At 47.7% G+C, this 25864-nt stretch carries 22 protein-coding genes and 2 pseudogenes; 15 read left to right on the top strand and 9 right to left on the bottom strand.

The window, feature by feature from the left end; all coding sequences use genetic code 11:
• Positions 1-870: 870 nt before the first annotated feature.
• The 3 genes and pseudogenes from HVY19_RS08625 to HVY19_RS08615 form a co-directional block, all read right to left on the bottom strand.
• Positions 871-1038: pseudogene (locus HVY19_RS08625) on the bottom strand (isocitrate/isopropylmalate family dehydrogenase); the annotation flags it as partial.
• A gap of 823 nt (positions 1039-1861) precedes the next feature.
• Positions 1862-2521 carry an HNH endonuclease gene (locus HVY19_RS08620; RefSeq protein ID WP_181683908.1) on the bottom strand — a complete coding sequence of 220 codons (660 nt, stop codon included), beginning with the start codon at positions 2519-2521 and terminating at the stop codon, positions 1862-1864.
• Position 2522: 1 nt separating this feature from the next.
• Positions 2523-3677: an AAA family ATPase gene (locus HVY19_RS08615; protein ID WP_181683907.1), complete on the bottom strand. Its 1155-nt coding sequence runs from the start codon at positions 3675-3677 to the stop codon at positions 2523-2525.
• Positions 3678-4070: 393 nt separating this feature from the next.
• Between HVY19_RS08615 and HVY19_RS08610 the strand changes: the two genes are divergently transcribed.
• Positions 4071-4544, top strand: a complete 474-nt coding sequence (locus HVY19_RS08610; protein WP_181683906.1) for an SOS response-associated peptidase family protein — start codon at positions 4071-4073, stop codon at positions 4542-4544.
• A gap of 125 nt (positions 4545-4669) precedes the next feature.
• Complete coding sequence (locus tag HVY19_RS08605) at positions 4670-5326, top strand: hypothetical protein (RefSeq protein WP_181683905.1); 657 nt, start codon at positions 4670-4672, stop codon at positions 5324-5326.
• A gap of 1 nt (position 5327) precedes the next feature.
• On the opposite strand, the pseudogene HVY19_RS08600 reads toward HVY19_RS08605, so the two are convergent.
• Positions 5328-5417, bottom strand: a pseudogene (locus tag HVY19_RS08600) (DUF4113 domain-containing protein); the annotation flags it as partial.
• Positions 5418-5495: 78 nt separating this feature from the next.
• On the opposite strand from HVY19_RS08600, the gene HVY19_RS08595 reads away from it, so the two are divergent.
• Positions 5496-6595, top strand: a protein-coding gene (locus HVY19_RS08595) for an IS3 family transposase (RefSeq protein WP_181680858.1) whose coding sequence is annotated in 2 segments (ribosomal slippage) — positions 5496-5751 and positions 5751-6595 — 1101 coding nt in all. Because the reading frame shifts where the segments join, the coding sequence is not laid out codon by codon here.
• A gap of 674 nt (positions 6596-7269) precedes the next feature.
• Here the strand turns inward: HVY19_RS08595 and HVY19_RS08590 are convergent.
• Positions 7270-8874: an ATP-binding protein gene (locus HVY19_RS08590; protein ID WP_181683904.1), complete on the bottom strand. Its 1605-nt coding sequence runs from the start codon at positions 8872-8874 to the stop codon at positions 7270-7272.
• Positions 8875-9286: 412 nt separating this feature from the next.
• Entirely contained in the window at positions 9287-10537 is a 1251-nt protein-coding gene (gene icd / locus HVY19_RS08585) for an NADP-dependent isocitrate dehydrogenase (RefSeq protein ID WP_181683903.1), read from the bottom strand.
• Positions 10538-10708: 171 nt separating this feature from the next.
• Here icd and rluE point away from each other — a divergent pair, with 171 nt between their 5' ends.
• From rluE to roxA, 8 genes are all read left to right on the top strand, one after another.
• A complete protein-coding gene (gene rluE, locus HVY19_RS08580; protein ID WP_181683902.1) occupies positions 10709-11374 on the top strand; it encodes a 23S rRNA pseudouridine(2457) synthase RluE in 666 nt (221 codons plus the stop codon).
• A 3-nt stretch (positions 11375-11377) separates the two neighbouring features.
• Positions 11378-11839, top strand: coding sequence for an NUDIX hydrolase (locus HVY19_RS08575; protein ID WP_181683901.1), 462 nt, complete (start codon positions 11378-11380; stop codon positions 11837-11839).
• Between the two features lie 54 nt (positions 11840-11893).
• Positions 11894-13000 (top strand): tRNA 2-thiouridine(34) synthase MnmA, encoded by a 1107-nt coding sequence (gene mnmA / locus HVY19_RS08570; protein ID WP_181683900.1) that lies wholly within the window; start codon positions 11894-11896, stop codon positions 12998-13000.
• Positions 13001-13037: 37 nt separating this feature from the next.
• A complete protein-coding gene (hflD, locus tag HVY19_RS08565) occupies positions 13038-13679 on the top strand; it encodes a high frequency lysogenization protein HflD (protein WP_181683899.1) in 642 nt (213 codons plus the stop codon).
• A gap of 3 nt (positions 13680-13682) precedes the next feature.
• Positions 13683-15053, top strand: coding sequence for an adenylosuccinate lyase (gene purB, locus HVY19_RS08560; RefSeq protein ID WP_181683898.1), 1371 nt, complete (start codon positions 13683-13685; stop codon positions 15051-15053).
• 166 nt (positions 15054-15219) lie between these two features.
• Entirely contained in the window at positions 15220-15897 is a 678-nt protein-coding gene (gene phoP, locus HVY19_RS08555) for a two-component system response regulator PhoP (RefSeq protein WP_181683897.1), read from the top strand.
• Complete coding sequence (gene phoQ / locus HVY19_RS08550; RefSeq protein ID WP_181683896.1) at positions 15890-17350, top strand: two-component system sensor histidine kinase PhoQ; 1461 nt, start codon at positions 15890-15892, stop codon at positions 17348-17350. Before phoP ends, phoQ begins: the two co-directional genes overlap by 8 nt.
• Before the next feature lie 96 nt (positions 17351-17446).
• The gene (gene roxA / locus HVY19_RS08545; protein WP_181683895.1) at positions 17447-18568 is read left to right on the top strand and encodes a [50S ribosomal protein L16]-arginine 3-hydroxylase; all 1122 of its coding nucleotides are present in this window, start codon (positions 17447-17449) and stop codon (positions 18566-18568) included.
• Between the two features lie 127 nt (positions 18569-18695).
• On the opposite strand, the gene pepT is transcribed toward roxA, so the two are convergent.
• Positions 18696-19922, bottom strand: coding sequence for a peptidase T (gene pepT / locus HVY19_RS08540; RefSeq protein WP_181683894.1), 1227 nt, complete (start codon positions 19920-19922; stop codon positions 18696-18698).
• A 248-nt stretch (positions 19923-20170) separates the two neighbouring features.
• Between pepT and potA the strand changes: the two genes are divergently transcribed.
• The 4 genes from potA to potD are packed head-to-tail and all read left to right on the top strand — an operon-like array spanning position 20171 to position 23997.
• Entirely contained in the window at positions 20171-21307 is a 1137-nt protein-coding gene (gene potA, locus HVY19_RS08535) for a spermidine/putrescine ABC transporter ATP-binding protein PotA (RefSeq protein WP_181683893.1), read from the top strand.
• Positions 21291-22148 carry a spermidine/putrescine ABC transporter permease PotB gene (potB, locus tag HVY19_RS08530; RefSeq protein ID WP_181683892.1) on the top strand — a complete coding sequence of 286 codons (858 nt, stop codon included), beginning with the start codon at positions 21291-21293 and terminating at the stop codon, positions 22146-22148. Before potA ends, potB begins: the two co-directional genes overlap by 17 nt.
• Positions 22145-22924, top strand: a complete 780-nt coding sequence (gene potC, locus HVY19_RS08525) for a spermidine/putrescine ABC transporter permease PotC (RefSeq protein WP_181683891.1) — start codon at positions 22145-22147, stop codon at positions 22922-22924. Before potB ends, potC begins: the two co-directional genes overlap by 4 nt.
• A 26-nt stretch (positions 22925-22950) precedes the next feature.
• Complete coding sequence (gene potD / locus HVY19_RS08520) at positions 22951-23997, top strand: spermidine/putrescine ABC transporter substrate-binding protein PotD (protein WP_181683890.1); 1047 nt, start codon at positions 22951-22953, stop codon at positions 23995-23997.
• A 110-nt stretch (positions 23998-24107) separates the two neighbouring features.
• On the opposite strand, the gene cobB is transcribed toward potD, so the two are convergent.
• Complete coding sequence (gene cobB / locus HVY19_RS08515; RefSeq protein ID WP_181683889.1) at positions 24108-24929, bottom strand: Sir2 family NAD+-dependent deacetylase; 822 nt, start codon at positions 24927-24929, stop codon at positions 24108-24110.
• 15 nt (positions 24930-24944) lie between these two features.
• Positions 24945-25856, bottom strand: coding sequence for an N-acetylglucosamine kinase (nagK, locus tag HVY19_RS08510; protein WP_181683888.1), 912 nt, complete (start codon positions 25854-25856; stop codon positions 24945-24947).
• Positions 25857-25864: the final 8 nt, after the last annotated feature.

The following is a 25864-nucleotide window of genomic DNA, read 5'->3' as shown; positions in this document are numbered from 1 at the left end:
ATGGACTCATACGAGTTGATAAGCAAGATTAATTTTGTCAGTAATCCGTTGGGAAAATTTACAATTCAAAGGGATGAGTAATCTTAAAAGCCCTGACCATTGCAGCCAGGGCTTTTAAGGTACTACAGACTTCAGATTTAACATTAATGGACTTAATAAAGTGATACTGCTATTTATACTGCTTTCAAATGTACCCGTTCACTACAGATAAAATTGGGCATTAATACCAAAACACCTCCCTCTATTTATCTCGTCACACACTGCCTACGCTTTTAAAAACTAAACGCGGCAACTTAAACAAGCACATCACCCATAGCGACATATACTCTTTGATGCGTTGCCCGTTGCTGATACAGTTAACATCAAAAAAAACGAAACCGTCAGCATTAAAAAAACAAACAAGGCCTTACATCGTCGCTCTAACACTACCATTTTGCGAACCAGCACAATCACTACGAGGCCTGTAAAGCAAAATGGCTTACCCAAGAACTGCTTTCTATTCACTCACTTACTAACCACTTTCATTGTGCTGCTGAGTATTAATTAACGTATTTGAGATGTGAGGTCAATACTGTTTTTTTAAACATGTTTTTATTAACAGATAGAGTGACTATGCTGCATCCCGCTACTCATTGTACCGATCAACAACGAATGTCCTCTATTGACAGAGAACAGACTTTCAATATTAACGAGCGCCCACCAGAAATAATAAAAAACTGAGGAATGCCTAATGGGAACCTGGCAGCAGAACTGCCATCTGACCGACCAACCTACCCCATACTACCAAGAGGTTTTGATAACCGTTAGCAGCCTAACAAAAAAACAACGGGAGCGTTACGCTCCCGTTAATAGATCAAACAATTATCGCTATCACATATTCGCGATGATCGCGTCACCAAACTCTGAACATTTCAGCAGCTTAGCGCCTTCCATCAGACGTTCGAAGTCATAGGTTACGGTCTTCGCGGCAATCGCGCCTTCCATACCTTTAACAATCAGGTCTGCGGCTTCGAACCACTGCATGTGGCGCAGCAGTAGATAGATGGTTCAAATATAATAATATGACAAATAACAAAAAATTATAGATTTACTGAAAAAATACTGACTTTTAACTTTCTCATAACTTATTGATTATCAATATATGTTTTTAGGTTTTGATAATCTTTATTAGAGGGTAAAACAACTGTCGGTACCTGTTAGACTCTTCGCAATAAAAGAATTTTAAATCATGCGTGTTATTGATGTTCATCTGATATATTCATGATTATTTAGCTATTAATACGCTATTAAATTATAAGAGTTATCAATCTGTTAGGATTCACAATAATTCATGTGGGCGAAAATTTTTTCGAACTTAGGAACGATTTTCGAGACCGTTCCAATCTATATAAAACTCAAAACTTACTTTCGAAATTGAGAAAATTATTAATTGTTAATTGTTTGCACTCAATTTTTTCAGCGAGTTATGTAAATCATCTATTTCATTTCTCATCATTTTTAAAAGTATTGCGTTATGACTAGAGACATTCCCCATGTGAATTGATGTCAGATCACCAGATAATTATCTTTAATGAACCTTCTGCGTATGTAGAATACCAAATTCCTACTTTGAGTAGTAACCAGCGTTGGCGCATAAGGCTCAAAAGCAATTAATCGTGCAAGTTCTCAATTTGGGAGCCAACAATACGTGGTATATTATAGGCACAATCAAGCAGATTGGGCAAGTAAACAAAGCAAGAATCTCATTTATTCTTTCGACCAATAACAAATGCGATTCCCTGAAATGTTAGTGTAAACAAAGTAGGGTTAGCTCTCAAAGCCCAAAGAGTCCTGAGGTTAACCCAACCATATTTAATAGTTATCATTGAGCGAACACTGAAATGAGTTGTTCAATGCTATCTTCAATTTTAGAAAATGTTTCAGCAATATTGTCATCATCATCATCTAGATCTGGGTCCCCTTGCCATTCATCTTCATCGCTAACAATCCCTTGAGCTACGTTGTATGTGTGAACTGAAAGTTTCTCAAGTCTAAAAAAAGCGTAGCTAAATTTCCCCTTGGCACTATTATTCAGAATATCATATTTCACTATGATATCCCTGCCTTTTTGGTTGTGGATATATGATATATGATCTTCAAATACATCAACATTTGGATGTATAAATAAATAGCCATCCTTATGATAGGGAGTATGTTCATCATTAAAAATACCTGATAAAAAATCAATACGCCTTCCCTTTATTTTCATATTACATCTTTTACATGATGCTGCCAAATTATTCGAATCAAACATTCTTTTAGCGTACTTATGTTTTGGAAGTATATGTTCGATATCTATTACAAAATTAAATTCACCATGAAAACTTCGCAGACAATAACAGCAAACGTTTTTTTGCCGCTTTTTTAATTCTTCTTTAATCTTTACTTTTAAGTCCTTTATTTTTTCGTCACTCCATGATAAATGGCCTTTTAAAATACATTCGCTTATTATTTCTTTGTCTTCGCAAGTATAAAAATCCATTTCACAACCTCTTTTCCTGTAATTTTAAAAGAAGTTCAATTATACTTTCTATAAAACTGATCTGTCGCGAATCATTAGATGCATTCTTCATGTCTTCTAGTAGATTATTTGCTTTTTCAAACGAAATTTTTTCTAATGTGAATCTCTTTAACAACGACTCACAATATTCTGAAAGATATCTATTTTTTGGAGTTAAGATGCCAAAGTAATCATAGTATATCTCTTCAATATTTAACCCCTGAGAAGAGTCTATATATTTTAACTCACCTTCATTAACTGTCGCTATCTTAATATTTGCATTATCAATATTGTTTGGTATAGCTATGAAAGGTGAGTGTGTAGCAATATAAATGTCAACCTCTCTCTCTCCAATGAAACCTATTATATTTTGTATATATTCTCTTTGCCATTTTGGATGCAGGCTATTTTCTGGTTCGTCAATTAATATTAATTTATTGTTATTATCATCACCAACTCCAGTGATGAATTTCATTATAAAAAGACCTATGGCAAGCATATATAACTCACCTGAACTGGCTTGCGACAAAGGGAATTCCATCTCATTTTTCTTTAAAAAAAATCTCGTACTAAAAAGATCATCCTCTATCTTTGTTTTTTCTTTTATAATTTCACTTCTAATTAAATGTCTACTGTATTTATCTATACCATCATTACTCATCTTGTTTATTTCAAAATGGTGTTCTTTTTGTATATAATCAGAATATTCATTACTTACTGTTTTAGTTATTTTTTTTTGATTAAACGTTGCGCCTATCGAACTCTCTGTTGATATTTTACGCATTATGATTTCATTATTAATATCTATTTTTATTGTGTAGTTTGGCTTTTGCATTATACGGATAAGTGGTTCAAAACCAAGATATTCAAGTATATTTAATGCTTTAACAACGTTAAAAGGGGTTATTATTTTATTGAACTCCCCGTATAAAAATGATTCATAGTTATCTGTTTGCGCGTGTGTGCTAGATATTAAATACTGTTTTATTTTTTTAGACTGAATCTTGGGGAATTTATTGATTAAGGAGTTTGATATCACTGCAATATAGCTATTATTTTTCTCAGCCTCAAATATTTTTAATAAACTTCTAGTCTTTCCCTTCCCATTCTCGCCTAAAATTATGGTTATATTTTTCATCGTTATCTCTTTTCGCACTATGATTTAGATTTTACTTTATAAGGAATAGTAGTTTCAAGACACCAACATATTATATAATTTTATTTCCAGTTGTTAAAGCACCGATTTAAAATTTAGAGTCATAAAGTTAAGTTAGTCCGATTCAGGCACATAGCAGCCTTTAAGACAGTAGCGCTCGGTCATGGGGGCGGAGGTTCAAATTCTCTCGTGCCGACCAAAATACTCCTTAAGAACCAGCCTTTTACGGCTGGTTCTTTTATGACTGAAATTTGTACGGAGTGAAACTGAGGTGAAATGGGGGAATTACTCCGTCGTAAGTCGCCCCGGAAAAACCGGAACAGCCACTCGCATATCCTCTTGTATACTTTCAGTCTAACTGACTGGAGGTTTCATATGTGTGGACGCTTTACACAAGCACAGACCCGCGAAGAATACCTGGCATATCTGGCCAATGAAGCCAACCGCAATATCGCTTATGACCCTGAACCTATAGGCCGGTACAACGTGGCGCCAGGTACCAAAGTTCTGCTGCTCAGTGAACGCGACGAGCAACTGCATCTGGATCCGGTATTATGGGGATATGCGCCCGGATGGTGGGATAAACAAACGCTGATTAATGCACGGGTTGAGACTGCTGCAGCCGATAAAGGTCTGGTAGACATTCACGACCGTCGCCCTCTCGTTCTGTCACCAGAAGCAGCGCGAGAATGGATGCGGCAGAATGTTGGTGGGAAGGAAGCCGGAGAGATAGCAGTCGACGGGGCTGTACCGGTCAACAAATTTATCTGGCACGCAGTGACCCGCGCCGTGGGCAATGTCAAAAATCAGGGGCCGGAGTTAATTCAATCAACTAATTATGCGTGCTAATAATAAATGAACTTTATTAATTTTATAAAAAAATACCTACCAAGTTCTATATCGAATACTACGGACAGCAGTCCATACGTAGTACATTGCTATAATTGCAAATTATCACACACAGGCAATGTTACATGAAAGTTAAATATCTATATGGAAAATATGCACATCTTTCATATTTAATAAATGGAAAATCTGGTATACGTTTTAGTGATCTGAGTCACTACTCTCGACTAGAAAATGAGAAAATGCGAGATGATGAGATGAACAAATTATTCATCCCGAGACGAGAAGATATTTTCATAGAAATAAATGGCATGAGAATTCCTCCCAATGACCTTGCGAGCGATCCAACGATCAGTGTAACGCCAAGACATTGCTTTTGTCTCTGCATGAGTAGCAAATGCAATGATATTGAGCTATATCAATCATTTAAAGCAGATACTTGTATAGCCTTTGATGTCGACGAATTAGAGCGCCGTTTATCAATTGCATCAGAAAAATTTGAAGGCACCTTTATTATTAGCGGCGACATTACATACTATGATCAAAAAACGTTAAATGGGTTAGGTCAAACCGCTGAAAAACTTGTTTTTTATAAACCTGATTTCTTTTCACACGAATCAGAGTATAGAATTGCATGGTTCTACCCTCTTAACAAATCAGGTTTTTTATCTAAAGGAAAAACCATTCCTTTTAGATTAAAAAATGAATCATCTCATCTCACTTTTTTCCACCTAAACAAAACAATTATTACTGACTGTATTATTGAGATTTATAGAAACGACTAGCTCATCTAACAATTAATAGATCGGAGTATCTTGTCGTGTAGCGAGGGGAAAGCATTTCTCGCTTTATCGCCCATTGCTGCTGGGTGCCCTTGACCTTCCCCCTGAAAACAGTACCAGTCTAAACTGAAGTCTCCGGTCTTTCTTTCACCTCACAGAGAGGCACACTGCCATGAAAAAGACCCGTTATACCGAAGAACAGATTGCGTTTGCGCTGAAACAGGCCGAAACCGGCACCCGCGTCGGGGAAGTCTGCAGAAAGATGGGCATTTCTGAGGCCACTTTTTACAACTGGAAGAAAAAATTTGCCGGTCTGGGTGTGACGGAACTGCGGCGTCTGCGGCAACTGGAGGATGAAAACCAGCGGCTGAAGAAACTGGTGGCTGACCTGAGTCTGGACAAGGAGATGCTGCAGGAGGTACTGAAGCAAAAGTTCTGAGGCCGGCTCAGAAGCGCCAGGCGGTGCATTTCCTGCGTGAGGCATATCGTATCAGCGTCCGTCGGGGATGCGGGTTGCTGATGCAGAGCAGAACTGTCTACCACTGGCAGAGTCGGCGTGACGATCGGGCAATAACCCAGCGCATCAGGGAAATTGCGGAAACACGAATACGCTATGGCTGTCCGCGCATTCACGTCCTGCTGCGACGAGAAGGCTGGCTAATTAACTATAAGAAAACACACCGGATTTACTGTCTGGAAGGCCTGAATCTGCGCAGGAAACGTCCCCGCAGACATATCAGTGCGGCACACCGGCAGCAGCGTCCGACCCTGACGCACATCGATCAGTGCTGGAGTATGGATTTCGTGTCGGATAGTCTGTTTAACGGACGGCGCTTCCGGGCGCTGACTGTAGTGGATAATTTTAGTCGGGAATGTCTGGCGATCCATGCCGGAAAATCATTGAAGGGTGAGGATGTGGTCCGCGTAATGGAAGCGCTGCGGGTGTTGGATAAGCGTCTGCCGGTACGTATACAGACGGATAACGGCAGCGAATTTATCTCGAAGAGTCTGGATAAATGGGCGTATGAACACGGTGTCATGATGGACTTCTCCCGCCCCGGAAAACCGACAGATAACCCGTTTATTGAATCGTTTAACGGCAGCCTGCGTGATGAATGCCTGAACATCCACTGGTTTCTGTCGCTGGAAGATGCGCAGGACAAACTCGACAACTGGCGCAGGGAATACAATCATGAGAGAACGCATTCATCATTAAATGACATGACTCCGGCGGAATTCATCCGAAGTCTCCGGAAAGACGAAGAACTCTGATTTAGCACTGCACTGAATTTGGACCAGGGTCAGAAAGACGAAGAACTCTGATTTAGCACTGCACTGAATTTGGACCAGGGTCAGAAAGACGAAGAACTCTGATTTAGCACTGCACTGAATTTGGACCAGGGTCAGAAAGACGAAGAACTCTGATTTAGCACTGCACTGAATTTGGACCAGGGTCAAAAGACGAAGAACTCTGATTTAGCACTGCACTGAATTTGGACCAGGGTCAATTTGGCCGGGATCTCAAAAAATGCCTGGAACTAAAACGGGTCTATTTACAAGTACACTGATGGGACTATCTAAATCGCTTGCAATGGGATTTGCAAAGAAAAAAATCAAAGACCTTACAGGCCTGGATATTGAGTAATGTGCATTTTAACCCGCCAAAAGCGTTTTTTGTCCTGCGCAATATTGAGAAGTGATCTGTAACTCATTAATCAATACAGGGCAGACCAGCGCTTGGGGAGAAGGTCCGCTCTGAGCGAGAAGCGGACCTAAAGCCGCTACGTAATGAACGACGAGAAAGATAGGATGGCGGTATGAATTTAAATAGTAAAGTTGATGGTAAAAACTTTAACAAGGACACCGGAAAGAACTATTATGATCAACTTATTATAGGCTAATACTAAGAGGCACGATTTATTTTAAATCGCGCCGAATGCCATTGGTTACCCTAGAGGAAATATAGATTTCTCAAGTTCAATGTATGTATCAGAGGTATTCATAATACATTCAGATATTTTTAACTTGAAGACTTCTGAGTTCAAGTTTGTTTTTATTCCGCAAAAATTTCTAAAGTAATTTGAAAGCTCTTTCACACTGTCATCGTTAATGTTTTTAACCATTTTATCATACTCAACTTCGTCGAGGGTGAGCTCGTTTTTATTGCAATAACTCATCAAAGAATCTTTACTGAATAGATAGTTTTCTATTTCCCAGCGATTTAGCATCCGGTGATTTTTAGGGTTGGTATCGAGATATATTTCTCTTTCCCTAGATGAAATGCAGCGACCAGAACCAGAGTCCCTGTCTTTTAAAACAAGCACTTCTAAATGTGGTAGAGCTTTAGATAAGATTGCTATCGCTATCTCACTTCTTTGATCAAGCTCAGTATTCCCACCACTTGAAACAAATAATGTATCAGGGTATTTCTCATTGAAAATATTATTATAAACCTTTGCATCTAAGCCTCTCTCCATCCCACCCCGACCAGGGCTATCACGCCCTTCGCAGTAGACGATTCGTTTCGGGCTTAATAGATGAACAAGATCATCCAGTGCAACACTGAAAATTTTTCGCCACATGTCAGAATTTTTCTGAATAGGTGTTATATTTTTAACTTCAGCAGCGAGATTGTAACTCTCCTCAAAATATATTATTTGGCATTCTTCTTTGAATTCATCCTGCAGAGCACGCATAAAACCGATACTATGAGTTGTTAACCAAATTTGACAATCCTGGCCAATGAGCCTATTTATTTCAATAAGTAGTTTTTTTTGAATGGAAGTATTGATATGTAACTCAGGCTCATCTAAAAGATAGATGGTATCGTTATATTCATCTTGTCTCAAATATAAATCAAGGAGTATATCAATAACTTCTTTCTCTCCAGAAGATAACACATTAAATGAAAACGGTTTAGGATGATCGTCTTTTCTAAAATAAATCATCCCTTGAGAACTCTCTATGTTTCCGAGATTATCAATCTCGAGATTCAAGCAGTTTTTTATTGAGCGATTTAAATCTCCTATAATTTTGTCTTTAGCTTCGCTAGGTTTGCAATCTTCATCATGCATGTATTTATTAAGTTTGATATTTAGCCTGCGATAGTTTTGTTCCATTTTATCGTCAAGGTCTGCCGCTGTAGATGCTCCGTAGTTATTTAAATATATTTCTCCAACGGCTCTACTTTCCTTTACGTCTAAATTTGAATTGTATCTGTAAGGACTCCGGAAGGAAAATAAAGTATTTTCCTTACCTCTCCTGCGATTTCTAACTTCGGAATAAGTACCGCTGGTAAATTCAATGTTGATGCTTTGATAACCAAAAGAGGGATCATTGTTCATAGAGTGATAAAAGTAATCTCTTTGATTTTTATTACCCAAACGGTTATGCGCATTATGATGAAAAAGGAGACCATCTAAAACACTGCTTTTTCCGCATCCGTTGGGCCCTACCAACGCTACGATTCTAGAAGGGTTTTCACCTAAATCGATGGTTAAGTCGTGAAAGCGCTTGTATCCATTGAATAGTCTTAATTTTTTTATCCGCATAGTTTAGTTCATCCATTATAAATTAAGATGTTAGAAGTCAGATTATCAATAAATGAGGCCACAAAGTCGTTATTTTTTCAGATCTATATGATCTCCACCATAAAATATCTGTTACTACCTGCATAGTATCAGGAACTGCATGCTGATTATAAAATCAACATTATGCAGGTTAGGTCCGCTCACAGCACAGAATGGATCTAAATATTAACAAGCACCCACCAGAAATAATAAAAAGCTGAGGAATACCTAATGGTAACTGGGCAGTGGAGCTGCCATCTGATCGACAAACCTGCCCCAAACTACCTGGAGGTTTTGATAACTAGTTTTGATAAAATTTTGATAACCGTTAGCAGCCTAACAAAAAACAACGGGAGCGTTACGCTCCCGTTAATAGATTTAACAATTGTCGCTATTACATATTCGCGATGATCGCGTCACCAAACTCTGAACATTTCAGCAGCTTAGCGCCTTCCATCAGACGTTCGAAGTCATAGGTCACGGTCTTCGCGGCAATCGCGCCTTCCATACCTTTAACAATCAGATCTGCGGCTTCGAACCACTGCATGTGGCGCAGCATCATCTCAGCGGAAAGAATGATAGAGCCCGGGTTGACTTTGTCCTGGCCGGCATACTTCGGCGCAGTGCCGTGAGTGGCTTCGAACAGCGCACATTCGTCACCAATGTTGGCGCCGGGTGCGATACCGATACCACCGACCTGTGCTGCGAGCGCATCAGAGATGTAATCACCGTTCAGGTTCATACAGGCGATAACATCGTATTCCGCCGGACGCAGCAGGATCTGCTGCAGGAACGCATCGGCAATCACGTCTTTAACAACGATGTCTTTACCGGTGTTCGGGTTTTTAATTTTCAGCCATGGGCCACCGTCAATCAGCTCACCGCCGAATTCGTCACGCGCTAACTGGTAACCCCAGTCTTTAAACGCGCCTTCGGTGAACTTCATGATGTTGCCTTTGTGAACCAGGGTCAAAGAGTCGCGGTCGTTGGTGATTGCGTATTCGATCGCCGCACGCACCAGACGCTTGGTCCCTTCTTCCGAACACGGCTTGATACCAATGCCACAGTGCTCAGGGAAGCGAATTTTCTTCACGCCCATCTCTTCACGCAGGAATTTAATCACTTTTTCTGCGTCAGCAGAGTCCGCTTTCCATTCGATACCCGCGTAGATGTCTTCTGAGTTTTCACGGAAGATAACCATATCGGTCAGTTCCGGCTGTTTAACCGGGCTTGGCGTACCCTGGTAGTAACGAACAGGACGCAGACAGACGTACAGGTCAAGTTCCTGGCGCAGTGCAACGTTCAGGGAGCGAATACCGCCACCGACTGGGGTTGTCAGCGGGCCTTTAATAGCCACACGGTAGTCACGAATCAGATCCAGAGTTTCAGGGGGCAGCCAGACGTCCTGACCGTAAACCTGGGTGGATTTCTCACCGGTGTAAATTTCCATCCAGGAGATTTTACGCTCGCCTTTATAGGCTTTCTCGACAGCGGCATCGACCACTTTGAGCATTGCAGGGGTTACATCAACACCGATACCATCGCCTTCAATAAACGGGATAATCGGATTCTCAGGAACGTTGAGTTTGCCGTTTTGCAGGGTGATCTTCTTACCTTCCGCCGGAACAACTACTTTGCTTTCCATTCACCTCTCCTTCGAGCGCTTCTGGTTTGCTCGTCTGTCATCGCGCTGCATGTGCATTGGCGTCCTGCTGCACGACTGCGTTAGAGCAATTTTTTGTTAATGTTTTGTAATGAGCGTGTCAATACTACCCTAATGTTTGCCGCCATGAAAGACACTCGTTGTTAGGCTATAATGCGGCAATTGATAAGGTCTGAAAATAGTATGCAAAAAACTTCATTTAGAAATCACCGGGTTGAGCGATTCAGCCAGCGACAAGTCTCTAAGCGTCGGAAAGAAAACCAGCCAAAACGCGTGGTTTTGTTCAATAAACCTTACGATGTTTTGCCACAATTTACTGACGAGGCGGGACGCAAAACGTTAAAAGATTTTATCCCCGTGCAGGGGGTTTATGCGGCGGGTCGTCTCGACAGAGACAGCGAAGGGCTTCTGGTACTCACCAATGACGGTGCACTGCAGGCGCGGTTGACGCAGCCGGGCAAACGCACCGGGAAAATTTACTACGTGCAGGTGGAAGGCGAACCTGGGACTGAGGCGCTGGAGGCACTGCGCAATGGCGTGACGCTGAACGATGGTCCCACCCTGCCCGCCGGAATTGAACACGTTGTCGAACCCGACTGGCTCTGGCCGCGAAATCCACCGATCCGCGAGCGTAAAAGCATCCCCACCGCCTGGCTGAAGGTGACCTTATATGAAGGACGAAACCGTCAGGTGCGCCGAATGACCGCTCACGTTGGGCTACCGACGCTGCGACTGATTCGCTATGCGATGGGGGATTATACTCTGGAGAATCTTGCCAACGGTGAATGGCGGGACGTCACTGATGAGAATAAAGGATAAATCATGTTTAAGCCCCACGTCACGGTCGCCTGTATTGTTCATGCGGAAGACAAATTCTTAGTCGTTGAGGAAACCATTAACGGTAAAGTTCTGTGGAACCAGCCTGCCGGACATCTGGAAGCCGACGAGACGTTAGTACAGGCCGCCGCGCGCGAGTTATGGGAAGAGACGGGAATTCACGCACAGCCTCAGCACTTTATCCGGATGCACCAGTGGATCGCACCCGATAAGACGCCGTTTTTGCGTTTTCTGTTTTCCCTAGAACTTGCCAATATGTGCGAGACTGAACCTCATGACAGCGATATTGATTGCTGCCGTTGGGTCAGTGCGGAGGAGATTCTTTCCGAGCCTAACCTGCGCTCGCCGCTGGTTGCCGAAAGCATCCGCTGTTACCAGCGCGGGCAGCGTTACCCGCTGGCGATGATAGGCGAATTTAACTGGCCGTTTACAGAGGGTGTCAACTAAAAGGGGTGCGTGATAGAATACGCCGCCTTGAAGTTCAATGTCGTGAGTATTCCAATGTCAGAAAGCCCAAAAAAAGTGATCGTCGGTATGTCCGGCGGTGTCGATTCCTCCGTTTCCGCCTGGCTGTTGCAACAACAGGGTTATCAGGTAGAAGGCCTGTTCATGAAGAACTGGGAAGAGGACGACGGCGAGGAATATTGTACCGCAGCGGCCGATCTGGCCGATGCGCAGGCCGTGTGCGACAAGCTCGGCATTGAACTGCACACCGTCAACTTTGCCGCTGAATACTGGGATAACGTCTTCGAACTGTTCCTGGAAGAGTACAAAGCGGGACGCACGCCGAACCCCGATATTCTGTGTAACAAAGAAATCAAATTTAAGGCCTTCCTGGAATTCGCCGCCGAAGACCTGGGGGCAGACTATATCGCCACCGGTCACTATGTTCGCCGTGCGGATGTTGACGGCAAAAGTCGCCTGCTGCGCGGACTCGATGGCAATAAAGACCAGAGCTACTTCCTCTATACGCTGGGGCATGAGCAGATCGCCCAGAGCCTGTTCCCGGTTGGCGAACTGGAAAAACCCCAGGTCCGTAAAATCGCCGAAGACCTTGGGCTGGTCACCGCGAAGAAAAAAGACTCCACTGGTATTTGCTTCATCGGCGAGCGTAAATTCCGCGAATTCCTTGGTCGTTATCTGCCTGCACAACCGGGCAAAATTCTCACTGTCGATGGCGAAGAGATTGGTCAACACCAGGGGCTGATGTACCACACGCTGGGCCAGCGTAAAGGTCTGGGGATTGGCGGCACCAAAGAAGGCACCGAGGATCCGTGGTACGTGGTGGATAAAGACGTTGAGAATAACATTCTGATCGTCGCCCAGGGTCATGAGCACCCGCGACTGATGTCCGTTGGCTTGATTGCCCAACAACTGCACTGGGTCGATCGCGAACCGTTCACTGGCACAATGCGCTGCACGGTGAAAACGCGTTATCGCCAGACCGACATTCCTTGCACCGTTAAGGCGCTGGATGATGAGCGCATTGAAGTGATTTTTGATGAGCCGGTTGCAGCGGTTACACCGGGTCAATCAGCAGTGTTTTACGATGGCGAAGTGTGCCTCGGCGGCGGTATCATCGAACAGCGCCTGCCTCTGCCGGTTTAATTTTTATTTCACAAATACATACAAGGAAGCAGTGAACGTGGCAAAAAATTATTATGACATCACCCTCGCACTGGCAGGTATTTGCCAGTCGGCACGCCTGGTGCAACAGCTTGCGCACCAGGGGCACTGTGATGCCGATGCGCTCCACGTCTCACTGAACAGCGTCATTGATATGAACCCCAGCTCAACGCTGGGGGTGTACGGCGGCAGCGAGGCCAATCTGCGCCTCGGTCTGGAAACGCTGCTCGGCGTTCTGAACGCCAGCAGCCGTCAGGGTCTGAATGCAGAACTGACACGCTATACGCTGAGCCTGATGGTGCTGGAGCGTAAGCTCTCCGCCGCTAAAGGTGCCCTCGACACGCTGGGCGACCGGATCAACGGCCTGCAACGCCAGCTCGACCACTTTGATCTGCAATCAGAAACGCTGATGAGCGCGATGGCTGGCATTTATGTTGATGTCATCAGTCCGCTGGGTCCGCGTATTCAGGTGACCGGTTCCCCTGCCGTACTACAGAGTCCGCAGGTGCAGGCGAAAGTCCGCGCCTCCCTTCTCGCTGGCATTCGTGCTGCCGTACTCTGGCACCAGGTCGGCGGTGGGCGTCTGCAACTGATGTTTTCTCGTAATCGCCTGACGACTCAGGCAAAACAAATTCTTGCTCATTTAACCCCGGAGTTGTGATCTATGGAATTATCCTCACTGACCGCCGTTTCCCCTGTCGACGGACGCTACGGCGATAAAGTCAGCGCGCTGCGCGGGATTTTCAGCGAATACGGTTTGCTGAAATTCCGCGTACAGGTAGAAGTACGCTGGCTGCAAAAACTGGCCGCGCACGCAGCGATCAAGGAAGTTCCTGCTTTTGCTGCCGACGCAATCGGTTTCCTTGATACTATCGTCGCCAACTTCAATGAAGAAGACGCCGCGCGTATCAAGACTATCGAGCGGACCACCAACCACGACGTCAAAGCCGTCGAATATTTCCTGAAAGAAAAAGTGGCAGGCGTTCCACAACTGCATGCAGTTTCCGAATTTATCCACTTCGCCTGCACCTCGGAAGACATTAACAACCTGTCTCACGCGCTGATGCTGAAAACCGCTCGCGATGAAGTGATTCTGCCGTACTGGCGTCAGGTAATTGATGCTGTGAAAGATCTCTCGGTTCAGTACCGCGATATTCCCCTGCTCTCCCGTACCCACGGCCAGCCGGCAACGCCGTCGACCATGGGTAAAGAGATGGCGAACGTGGCCTACCGCATGGAGCGTCAGTTCCGCCAGCTCAACCAGGTGGAGATCCTCGGTAAAATCAACGGCGCGGTGGGCAACTATAACGCGCACATCGCCGCCTATCCCGAAGTGGACTGGCATCAGTTCAGCGAAGAGTTCGTCACTTCGCTGGGTATCCAGTGGAACCCGTATACCACGCAGATTGAACCGCACGACTACATTGCGGAACTGTTTGACTGCATCGCACGCTTTAACACCATTCTGATCGACTTCGATCGCGACGTCTGGGGTTACATTGCGCTGAACCACTTTAAGCAGAAAACCATCGCCGGTGAAATTGGCTCCTCAACCATGCCGCACAAGGTCAACCCAATCGACTTTGAAAACTCGGAAGGCAACCTGGGTCTGTCTAACGCCGTGCTACAACACCTGGCAAGCAAACTGCCGGTTTCTCGCTGGCAGCGCGACCTGACCGACTCCACCGTCCTGCGAAATCTGGGCGTGGGTATCGGCTACGCGCTGATCGCTTATCAGTCCACGCTGAAAGGCGTGAGCAAACTGGAAGTGAACCGCGATCGCCTGCTGGACGAACTGGACCACAACTGGGAAGTACTGGCCGAACCAATCCAGACCGTGATGCGTCGTTATGGCATTGAAAAGCCGTACGAAAAACTGAAAGAACTGACCCGTGGCAAGCGCGTTGACGCTGAGGGTATGAAGCAGTTTATCGACGGTCTGGCGCTGCCTGAAGAGGAAAAAACGCGTCTGAAGGCCATGACGCCGGCCAACTACATTGGTCGCGCCATCACCATGGTTGATGAACTGAAGTAATTGTCTTTGTGCCGGATGGCGATGCGAAAGCATCTTATCCGGCCGACGCTCCACTCTCCAGTTGGAGCTCCTCCGGCTTCCTCCCCACGGTTTATTAAATGTTTATCCCCGCCACAACATAATCAGCGTTACACTGTTCATACCGTTAATTTAGGGAGGAAAGAGGATGCGCGTACTGGTTGTTGAGGATAATGCGTTATTACGCCACCATCTAAAAGTTCAGCTTCAGGATGCCGGGCATCAGGTGGACGATGCTGAAGATGCCAAAGAGGCTGACTACTACCTTAACGAGCACCTGCCCGATATTGCCATCGTCGATTTAGGTCTTCCGGATGAAGATGGTCTTTCGCTGATCCGTCGCTGGCGAAGTCATGATGTTTCTCTCCCGATCCTGGTACTGACCGCGCGTGAAGGCTGGCAGGATAAAGTGGAAGTGCTCAGTGCAGGTGCGGATGACTATGTTACCAAACCGTTCCATATCGAAGAAGTGGCAGCACGCATGCAGGCGCTGATGCGTCGTAACAGCGGGCATGCTTCGCAAATTATTTCACTTCCACCCTTCCAGATCGATCTCTCTCGCCGCGAGCTGTCGGTCAATAGTGAGGTCATTAAGCTGACCGCATTTGAGTACACCATCATGGAAACGCTGATCCGCAATAACGGCAAGGTGGTAAGCAAGGACTCATTGATGCTACAGCTTTATCCGGACGCCGAACTGCGTGAAAGCCATACCATTGATGTTCTGATGGGCCGTCTGCGCAAGAAAATTCAGGCACAGTATCCTGATGAGGTGATCACCACCGTGCGTGGCCAGGGCTATCTTTTCGAACTTCGCAATGAATAAACTGTTGCGTCATCTTTTTCCGCTCTCGCTGCGCCTGCGCTTTCTGCTGGCGACCGCGGCCGTGGTGCTGGTGCTCTCGCTGTCCTACGGCATGGTTGCGCTCGTCGGTTATAGCGTCAGCTTTGATAAGACCACGTTTCGCCTGCTGCGCGGAGAGAGCAATCTGTTCTATACCCTCGCAACATGGGATGACAATAAAATCCACGTTGAGCTGCCAGAAAATCTCGACAGGCAAAGCCCCACGATGGCGCTGATTTATGATGAAAACGGCAAGCTGCTGTGGGCACAACGCAATATTCCGTGGCTGGTTAAGCTCATCCAACCCGACTGGCTTAAAAGTAACGGCTTCCATGAAATTGAGGCCGATGTCGATGCCACCAGCGCACTGATCAACGCCGATCATTCCGTTCAGGAAAAGCTGAAAGAGGTCAGGGAGGAAGATAACGACGCGGAAATGACCCACTCTGTTGCGGTCAATGTCTACCCTGCCACCTCCCGAATGCCGCAACTGACCATTGTGGTTATCGATATTATTCCCATCGAGCTAAAGCGCTCATACATGGTCTGGAACTGGTTTATCTATGTGCTGGCCGCCAACCTGCTGTTGGTCATTCCTTTGCTCTGGGTAGCTGCCTGGTGGAGTCTGCGTCCTATTGAGGCGCTGTCGCGCGAAGTGCGGGAACTGGAAGAACATCACCGGGAACAACTTAACCCCACAACCACACGCGAATTGACCAGTCTGGTGCGCAACCTGAACCGTCTGCTCAAAAGCGAACGCGAGCGCTATGACAAATACCGCACTACCCTGACCGACCTCACTCACAGCCTGAAGACCCCGCTGGCCGTTTTGCAAAGTACGCTACGTTCGATGCGCAGTGAAAAAATGAGCGTCAGCGAGGCCGAGCCGGTGATGCTGGAACAAATCAGCCGCATTTCTCAGCAGATTGGCTACTACCTGCATCGCGCCAGTATGCGCGGCGGCGTGTTACTGAGCCGTGAACTGCATCCTGTCGCCCCCTTACTGGATAACCTCACGTCGGCGCTCAATAAGGTTTATCAGCGCAAAGGGGTGAATATCACGCTTGATATTTCACCGGAGATCAGCTTTGTTGGAGAGAAGAACGACTTTGTCGAAGTGATGGGTAACGTGCTGGATAATGCCTGCAAATATAGTCTGGAGTTTGTTGAAATTTCAGCCCGCCAGACGGATGACTATCTGTACGTTGTGGTGGAAGATGACGGTCCGGGTATCCCACACAGTAAACGCGATATGATTTTTGACCGGGGCCAACGTATTGATACTCTGCGACCCGGGCAAGGCGTCGGTCTGGCGGTTGCGCGTGAAATTGCGGAACAATATGACGGTCAGATAATCGCCAGCGACAGCCCGCTCGGCGGTGCGCGAATGGAGGTTATTTTTGGTCATCAGCAGCCGGGTCAAAAAGCCGAATAACCCGCGAAGGAATAAATGTGGATCAACGGCACGCATCTGGTTAAGCATCCGTTATAATCGGTGACAGATACCTGCCCCAGCCTGTGGAAGCTCATTATGGAATATCAATTAACACTTAACTGGCCCGAATTTCTTGAACGTCACTGGCAGAAACGCCCGGTGGTGTTAAAACGCGGCTTTAATAACTTCATCGATCCCATCTCCCCTGACGAACTGGCAGGCCTGGCGATGGAAAGCGAAGTCGACAGCCGTCTGGTTAGCCATCAGGATGGCAAATGGCAGGTGAGCCACGGTCCATTTGAAAGCTATGACCATCTCGGTGAGAACAACTGGTCGTTACTGGTTCAGGCCGTTAACCACTGGCATGAACCCACCGCAGCGCTGATGCGCCCTTTCCGCACCCTGCCAGACTGGCGTATTGACGACCTGATGATCTCGTTCTCTGTCCCCGGCGGCGGCGTTGGTCCGCATCTGGATCAGTATGATGTGTTTATCATTCAGGGAACCGGCCGTCGTCGCTGGCGCGTAGGGGAAAAGTTGCAAATGAAGCAGCACTGCCCACACCCCGACCTGTTACAGGTTGATCCTTTTGAAGCGATCATTGATGAAGAACTGGAGCCGGGTGATATTCTTTATATCCCGCCGGGATTCCCGCACGAAGGCTATGCGCTGGAAAACGCGATGAACTACTCGGTGGGTTTTCGTGCGCCGAATACCCGCGAGCTGATAAGCGGCTTTGCCGATTACGTTCTGCAACGTGAGTTAGGCAGCACCTATTACAGCGACCCGGATCTGCCTGCCCGCGAGCATCCTGCGGACGTTCTGCCGCAGGAAATAGACAAAATGCGCGCCATGATGCTCGATCTGATTAATCAGCCGGAACACTTTAAGCAGTGGTTTGGCGAATTTGTTTCGCAGTCTCGTCACGAACTGGATATTGCCCCGCCGGAGCCGCCGTATCAGCCTGATGAAATCTACGATGCACTAAAACAGGGGGACGTACTGGTCCGTCTGGGCGGCTTGCGGGTACTGCGCGTGGGCGATGACGTGTATGCCAACGGTGAGAAAATTGACTCCCCACACCGCCCGGCGTTGGAAGCGCTCGCCAGCCATATCGTACTGACTGCCGAGAACTTCGGCGATGCTCTGGAAGATCCGTCGTTCCTCGCGATGCTGGCCGCACTGGTCAACAGCGGGTACTGGTTCTTCGAAGGGTAAATCATTGCCGGATGGCGTAAAGCCAGATGGCGCCGCTATCGCACCTTATCAGGCCTACGGGGTTGAGACTTTGTAGGCCGGATAAGCGAAGCGCCATCCGGCAATCAGCCATCCAGCGCTCACAACGTTACTGCCGTTTCGCTGTCAATTCCGCTATACGCACAATCACATGCACCGCTTTTTCCATCCCTTCCAGCGTCACAAATTCATGTTTGCCATGGTAATTGTAGCCGCCGGTAAACAGGTTCGGGCACGGTAACCCCATAAACGAGAGTTGCGCACCGTCAGTGCCGCCGCGAATCGGTTTCATGTCCGGTTCGATATCACAGTCGCGCATCGCCTGCTGTGCGATATCAAGAATATGCGGATGCTCGACCACTTTTTCATGCATGTTGTAATAGCTGTCTTCAATGACGAGTTCAATATAGCAATCCGGATGTAGACCTTTACCGACCTTTTTGGCGATCTCCATCATCTTCCGTTTGCGCGCCTCGAACTGTTTGCGGTCAAAATCGCGAATGATGTAGTGCATATCAGCACGGTCAACGCTGCCTTTCATGCTTGCCAGGTGATAAAAACCTTCGTAACCATCGGTGGTCTCCGGACTTTCATCCGCCGGAACCTCGGCGTGAATGCGCGTCGCCAGCGTCAGCGCATTGACCATCACCCCTTTTGCGGTACCGGGATGCACGTTATTACCCACGATCTTGATATTGACCGACGCCGCGTTGAAGTTTTCAAACTCCAGCTCACCCACGCCGCCGCCGTCAACGGTGTAAGCCCATTTCGCATCAAACGCCGCGACATCAAAATGCTTCGCGCCTTTACCCACCTCTTCATCAGGCGTAAAAGCCACGCGGATATCGCCATGGGGGATATTTTTTTGCTGTAAAACAGCCAGCGCGGTCATGATCTCCGCGATACCGGCTTTATCATCAGCCCCCAACAGCGTTTTGCCGTCGGTGGTAATCAGCGTTTGCCCCAGCAGTTGATGCAGCACCGGGAACATCACCGGCGACAGAACCTCGTCACCAATGCCCAGTGCGATATCGCCGCCGCGATAGTTCTCAACGATCTGCGGGTTAACGTTCTTACCGCTAAAATCCGGTGAGGTATCCACATGAGAAATAAAGCCAATTGCAGGGATGTCGCCAGGAATATTGGCCGGCAGCGTCGCCATTAACGTCCCTTTATCGCTTAACGTCACATTGACCAGCCCCATGTCTTCGAGCTGTTGTTTGAGCAAATTTAATAATTTCCACTGTCCCTCGGTACTCGGGACCTGTCTTACCCCCGCCTTCGATTGGGTATCCAGCGAAACGTAGTGTAAGAAACGCTCAAGTAATTTATCCATGCAGTCACCCTCACTATTTGTGACAACATTATCAGGAAGCCACAAAAGACAAATATTGCGTCAGGTCATTTTATCCCCGCAAACGAGAATATTTCTCTTCAGACCCCTACTGAATATAGGGGTAAGTCAGTAATTGGCAACAAGGTTTGGCGATTACAACGGTTTGCCGTAGAATTACCGCCCTTATTAAGAGTCACCAAGGTGGTTAACCACAAACCCCGCATCGGTCAGCCATCCGCTGCGTCTACATGGGACAGAGTAAAAAATTGAATAAACAACCGCGTTCGCTTTCTCCGCTGGTACGTTTGTCGGGAATTAGCAAAAGCTTCGATGGCAAAAACGTCATATCCAACCTGGATTTGACAATTAATAATGGCGAATTCCTCACGCTTCTTGGCCCTTCCGGCTGCGGTAAAACAACGGTTCTTCGCCTGATTGCAGGTCTGGAAACGGTGAATACCGGCCACATTATGCTGGATAACCAGGACATCACGCATGTTCCGGCGGAAAACCGCTATGTGAACACCGTCTTTCAAAGCTATGCGTTATTCCCCCACATGACCGTATTTGAAAATGTGGCGTTCGGCTTACGCATGCAAAAAACCCCAGCGGCAGACATCGCCCCTCGAGTGGATGAGGCGCTGCGTATGGTGCAACTGGAAGAGTTCGCCCAGCGTAAACCGCACCAACTCTCCGGTGGCCAACAGCAACGTGTCGCCATTGCCCGTGCGGTGGTCAATAAACCGCGTTTACTGCTGCTTGATGAGTCCCTTTCGGCGCTGGATTATAAGCTGCGCAAGCAGATGCAGAACGAGCTGAAAGCGCTACAGCGTAAACTCGGTATCACTTTCGTGTTCGTGACGCATGACCAGGAAGAAGCGCTGACCATGTCCGATCGCATTGTGGTGATGCGCGATGGCAAAATTGAGCAGGACGGCACGCCGCGTGAAATTTACGAAGAGCCGAAGAACCTGTTTGTTGCTGGTTTCATTGGTGAAATCAATATGTTCAACGCCACCGTCATCGAACGGCTGGATGAACAGCGCGTACGTGCTAACGTAGAGGGCCGTGAATGCAATATCTACGTCAACTTTGCCGTTGAGCCAGGGCAAAGCCTTAACGTGCTGTTGCGTCCGGAAGATCTTCGCGTTGAAGAGATCAACGACGACAACCACATCGAAGGGCTGATCGGCTATGTTCGCGAACGTAACTACAAAGGCATGACCCTGGAATCGGTCGTTGAACTGGAAAATGGCAAAATGGTCATGGTCAGCGAATTCTTCAACGAAGATGACCCGGACTTTGACCACTCTCTCGATCAAAAAATGGCCATTAATTGGGTAGAAAGCTGGGAGGTCGTACTGGCTGATGAAGAACACAAGTAAATTCCAGAATGTAGTGATTGTCACTATCGTGGGTTGGCTTGTGCTGTTTGTCTTTCTGCCCAACCTGATGATCATTGGCACCAGCTTTTTGACCCGCGACGACGCAAGCTTCGTCAAAATGGTCTTTACGCTGGAAAACTACACACGGCTACTCGATCCGCTCTATTTCGAGGTGCTGCTGCACTCACTGAATATGGCGCTGATCGCCACCCTTGCCTGTCTCGTGCTCGGCTACCCGTTTGCCTGGTTTTTAGCAAAACTACCGCAGAAAATACGCCCGCTGCTGCTGTTTCTGCTGATCGTTCCCTTCTGGACTAACTCGTTGATCCGCATTTATGGGCTGAAAATTTTCCTCAGCACCAAAGGCTATCTGAACGAGTTCCTGCTGTGGCTGGGGGTTATCGACACGCCGATCCGCATCATGTTTACGCCGAGCGCGGTTATTATCGGTCTGGTATATATCCTTCTGCCCTTTATGGTGATGCCGCTTTATTCCAGCATTGAGAAACTCGATAAACCGCTGCTGGAAGCAGCGAAAGATCTGGGGGCCAGCAAACTGCAGACCTTTATCCGGATTATCATTCCGCTGACCATGCCGGGCATTATTGCAGGCTGTCTGCTGGTGATGTTACCTGCAATGGGACTGTTTTATGTTTCCGACCTCATGGGCGGGGCAAAAAACCTGTTGATCGGTAACGTGATTAAAGTCCAGTTCCTGAATATTCGCGACTGGCCGTTTGGCGCGGCCACCAGTATTACGCTGACCATTGTGATGGGGCTAATGCTGCTGGTGTACTGGCGTGCGTCCCGACTGCTGAATAAGAAGGTGGAACTCGAATGATCGGTCGACTGTTCAGAGGCGGTTTTATGACCGCAATCTATGCGTATCTGTATATTCCCATCATTATATTGATCGTGAATTCCTTTAACAGTTCGCGCTTTGGTATCAACTGGCAAGGCTTTACCACAAAATGGTATGGCCTGCTGATGAACAACGACAGCTTGCTCCAGGCAGCCCAGCACTCGCTGACGATGGCGATTTTCTCGGCGACGTTTGCTACGCTGATTGGCTCGCTGACGGCAGTGGCGCTGTATCGCTACCGTTTTCGCGGTAAACCGTTCGTCAGTGGCATGCTGTTTGTGGTGATGATGTCGCCGGATATCGTTTTGGCGATTTCGCTGCTGGTGCTGTTTATGCTGCTCGGCATTCAGCTTGGTTTCTGGTCGCTGCTGTTTTCGCATATTACATTTTGCCTGCCTTTCGTGGTGGTAACCGTGTATTCGCGTCTGAAAGGGTTTGACGTGCGGATGCTGGAAGCAGCGAAAGATCTGGGGGCCAGCGAACTCACCATTTTGCGCAAAATTATTCTACCGCTGGCAATGCCTGCGGTCGCCGCCGGCTGGTTACTGAGTTTCACCCTGTCGATGGACGACGTGGTGGTGTCTTCGTTCGTGACCGGGCCGGGTTATGAAATTCTACCGTTGAAAATCTACTCAATGGTGAAAGTCGGCGTTTCGCCTGAGGTGAACGCGCTGGCGACTATTCTGTTAGTTCTGTCGCTGGTTATGGTAATTGCCAGCCAGTTAATTGCACGTGATAAAACCAAGGGCCGTTAAGGTCCGTTACTCAGGGGACGTTAAAGATGAAAAAATGGTCACGCCACCTGCTCGCCGCGAGCGCTCTCGTTATGGGAATGAGCGCGGCACACGCAGACGACAGTAAAACGCTCTATTTCTACAACTGGACAGAATACGTTCCGCCAGGACTGCTGGAACAGTTCACCAAAGAGACGGGGATCAAGGTGATTTATTCGACCTATGAGTCGAATGAAACTATGTACGCCAAGCTCAAGACCTACAAAGACGGCGCGTATGACCTTGTGGTGCCTTCCACCTACTACGTCGACAAGATGCGCAAAGAAGGGATGATTCAGAAGATCGACAAGTCGACGTTAACCAACTTCCACAACCTCGACCCTGAAATGCTCAATAAGCCGTTTGACCCAAATAACGATTATTCCATTCCGTATATCTGGGGTGCGACAGCGATTGGCGTGAACAGCGATGCTATCGATCCGAAATCCGTGACGAGCTGGGCAGATCTGTGGAAGCCGGAATACAAAGGCAGCCTGCTGCTCACCGACGATGCGCGCGAAGTGTTCCAGATGGCACTGCGTAAGCTGGGCTACTCCGGTAACACTACCGATCCGAAAGAGATTGAAGCTGCCTACAACGAGCTTAAAAAGCTGATGCCAAACGTCGCCGCGTTTAACTCTGATAACCCGGCGAATCCGTATATGGAAGGCGAAGTAAACCTGGGCATGGTGTGGAACGGTTCTGCATTCGTGGCACGTCAGGCAGGTACGCCGCTTGACGTCATCTGGCCTAAAGAGGGCGGGATCTTCTGGATGGACAGCCTCTCGATTCCGGCAAATGCGAAAAACAAGGAAGGTGCGCTGAAACTGATTAATTTCCTGCTGCGCCCGGATGTGGCAAAAGAAGTGGCGGAAACCATCGGCTACCCGACGCCAAACCTGGCGGCGCGCAAGCTGTTAAGCCCGGAAGTGGCTAATGATAAAACTCTCTACCCGGATGCAGAAACCATCAGCAAAGGGGAATGGCAGAATGATGTCGGTTCCGCCAGTACGATTTACGAAGAGTATTATCAGAAGCTGAAAGCAGGACGCTGATTCTTCTTTTGAATGGTGCCCGATGGCGCTTCGCTTATCGGGCCTACAAAGCTCGTCTGTTTGTAGTTTCCAGGCCGGATGAGGCATTCGCCGCTATCCGGCACAATAAATCACAATCCCTTCAATAACTTCTCAACAAACTCTGGTACCACCTGACTTGCCGGGCCGTAATATTTCTCAGCAAACTCATTGCCGACCTGACTCGGTTCCAGGTTTAGCTCAACCGTATGCGCGCCGTGCAGCCTGGCTTCGTGGACAAAACCCGCTGCTGGATAGACGTGTCCGGAAGTGCCAATCGCGATAAAGACATCCGCCATTGCCAGTGCCATATAGATTTCATCCATGCCGAGCGGCATTTCCCCGAACCACACCACGTGCGGACGTAATGGTGCAGGAAACTGGCAGCAGTGGCACTTATCTTCCGGCGTCACGTCTCCGGTCCATTCCAGAATTTGCCCACTCTGAGAACAGCGGACCTTCAGCAGTTCGCCGTGCATATGAATAACGTTGTGGTTACCGGCGCGCTCATGCAGATTATCGATATTCTGTGTGACCAGCATAAAACGGTCACCGAGCGCCTCTTCCAGTTTTGCCAGCGCAAGATGCGCCGGATTCGGCTGGATTTCAGGTTGCTGTAACTGCCGGCGGCGCGCGTTATAGAACGATTGCACCAGCGCCGGATTACGTGCAAAGCCTTCCGGCGTCGCTACATCTTCAACCCGATGCTCTTCCCACAGCCCATCGGCCGCACGAAAGGTACGAATACCAGATTCGGCAGATATTCCTGCTCCTGTCAGTACCAGGACTCTTGGATTTTCCATTACTTCAGGCACCACTCTGTCTCTGAAAAAGATCCGCTGACGCAGGCGTTCGCGCAGATGGCGTTTATTTTTACGAAACCGACTTAACCGATGACCCCGACGCGACAGCATAGCAACCTCTTTTGATTAATCGGTAAGGTGTAAAAAGGCCGCACCGCGCATTCCACCCGCGTCACCATGACGCGCGCGCTCAATACGTGGCACCCGGGCAACGGGTAGCAGGTGACGCGGCAATCTGTCCGCCAGTTGGCGAGTGATTGCTGTGAAGTTCGACAGCCCACCGCCAATAACGACCAGATCAGGATCGACAATCGTCAGGATATTACCCAGACATACCGCCAGCAAATCCAGATAGCGCTCAACGTGCGCCTGCGCCTGTTCATCACCCTGCTCCCACAACGCGATAATTTCCGGGGCCTCTAACGGTTGATGATAGTAATGCTGATACAGCCACGCAAATCCGCGTCCGGAAAGGTAATTTTCGATACAGCCGAGTTGCCCACAACCGCAGCGCCGTAAAGGGAAATCAAGTCCCATCAGCGTCAGCGCATCAACCGGCAGGCGCATATGGCCAAATTCCCCGGTGATGTAACTTTTGCCGATAATGGGTTTGCCGTTGAGGATCAGGCCCCCGCCAACCCCAGTACCGAGGATTAACCCCATCACCAGTGGATACTGAGTGAATTCATCATCCCAGGCTTCCGAAAGCGCGAAACAGTTGGCATCGTTATCAAGGCGCACATCGCGATCGAGACGTTTGCTCAGGTCAGCACGCAGCGGTTTTCCACTGGCGGCAGGTACATTCGCGGCGTAGAGCGTGCCGTCTTCCGTCTCCGGCATTCCCGGAATACCAATTCCGACAGAGCCTTTGACACCAAACCGTTGGTCAGCTTCCGCCACCAGTTCACAAACGGCATCTAAGAAGGCGTCATAACCGTCACGCGGTGTAGGGATGCGCTTTTCCCACTGTAATTTCCGCTCGTTATCAAAGACGCCTAACGCGATTTTTGTTCCGCCGATATCGAATCCGTAATACATGACCGCTC

It is taken from the genome of Citrobacter sp. RHB25-C09, assembly GCF_013836145.1.
GTDB lineage: Bacteria > Pseudomonadota > Gammaproteobacteria > Enterobacterales > Enterobacteriaceae > Citrobacter_A.
This window is presented reverse-complemented; position numbering and strand designations above follow the sequence as displayed.

Bases quoted from the DNA above. Each gene is read 5' to 3' on its own strand.
- HVY19_RS08620 (WP_181683908.1), bottom strand. From the start codon at position 2,521: ATGGATTTTTATACTTGCGAAGACAAAGAAATAATAAGCGAATGTATT.
- HVY19_RS08615 (WP_181683907.1), bottom strand. From the start codon at position 3,677: ATGAAAAATATAACCATAATTTTAGGCGAGAATGGGAAGGGAAAGACT.
- HVY19_RS08610 (WP_181683906.1), top strand. From the start codon at position 4,071: ATGTGTGGACGCTTTACACAAGCACAGACCCGCGAAGAATACCTGGCA.
- HVY19_RS08605 (WP_181683905.1), top strand. From the start codon at position 4,670: ATGAAAGTTAAATATCTATATGGAAAATATGCACATCTTTCATATTTA.
- HVY19_RS08590 (WP_181683904.1), bottom strand. From the start codon at position 8,874: ATGCGGATAAAAAAATTAAGACTATTCAATGGATACAAGCGCTTTCAC.
- icd (WP_181683903.1), bottom strand. From the start codon at position 10,537: ATGGAAAGCAAAGTAGTTGTTCCGGCGGAAGGTAAGAAGATCACCCTG.
- rluE (WP_181683902.1), top strand. From the start codon at position 10,709: ATGCGGCAATTGATAAGGTCTGAAAATAGTATGCAAAAAACTTCATTT.
- HVY19_RS08575 (WP_181683901.1), top strand. From the start codon at position 11,378: ATGTTTAAGCCCCACGTCACGGTCGCCTGTATTGTTCATGCGGAAGAC.
- mnmA (WP_181683900.1), top strand. From the start codon at position 11,894: ATGTCAGAAAGCCCAAAAAAAGTGATCGTCGGTATGTCCGGCGGTGTC.
- purB (WP_181683898.1), top strand. From the start codon at position 13,683: ATGGAATTATCCTCACTGACCGCCGTTTCCCCTGTCGACGGACGCTAC.
- phoP (WP_181683897.1), top strand. From the start codon at position 15,220: ATGCGCGTACTGGTTGTTGAGGATAATGCGTTATTACGCCACCATCTA.
- phoQ (WP_181683896.1), top strand. From the start codon at position 15,890: ATGAATAAACTGTTGCGTCATCTTTTTCCGCTCTCGCTGCGCCTGCGC.
- roxA (WP_181683895.1), top strand. From the start codon at position 17,447: ATGGAATATCAATTAACACTTAACTGGCCCGAATTTCTTGAACGTCAC.
- pepT (WP_181683894.1), bottom strand. From the start codon at position 19,922: ATGGATAAATTACTTGAGCGTTTCTTACACTACGTTTCGCTGGATACC.
- potA (WP_181683893.1), top strand. From the start codon at position 20,171: ATGGGACAGAGTAAAAAATTGAATAAACAACCGCGTTCGCTTTCTCCG.
- potB (WP_181683892.1), top strand. From the start codon at position 21,291: ATGAAGAACACAAGTAAATTCCAGAATGTAGTGATTGTCACTATCGTG.
- potC (WP_181683891.1), top strand. From the start codon at position 22,145: ATGATCGGTCGACTGTTCAGAGGCGGTTTTATGACCGCAATCTATGCG.
- potD (WP_181683890.1), top strand. From the start codon at position 22,951: ATGAAAAAATGGTCACGCCACCTGCTCGCCGCGAGCGCTCTCGTTATG.
- cobB (WP_181683889.1), bottom strand. From the start codon at position 24,929: ATGCTGTCGCGTCGGGGTCATCGGTTAAGTCGGTTTCGTAAAAATAAA.
- nagK (WP_181683888.1), bottom strand. From the start codon at position 25,856: ATGTATTACGGATTCGATATCGGCGGAACAAAAATCGCGTTAGGCGTC.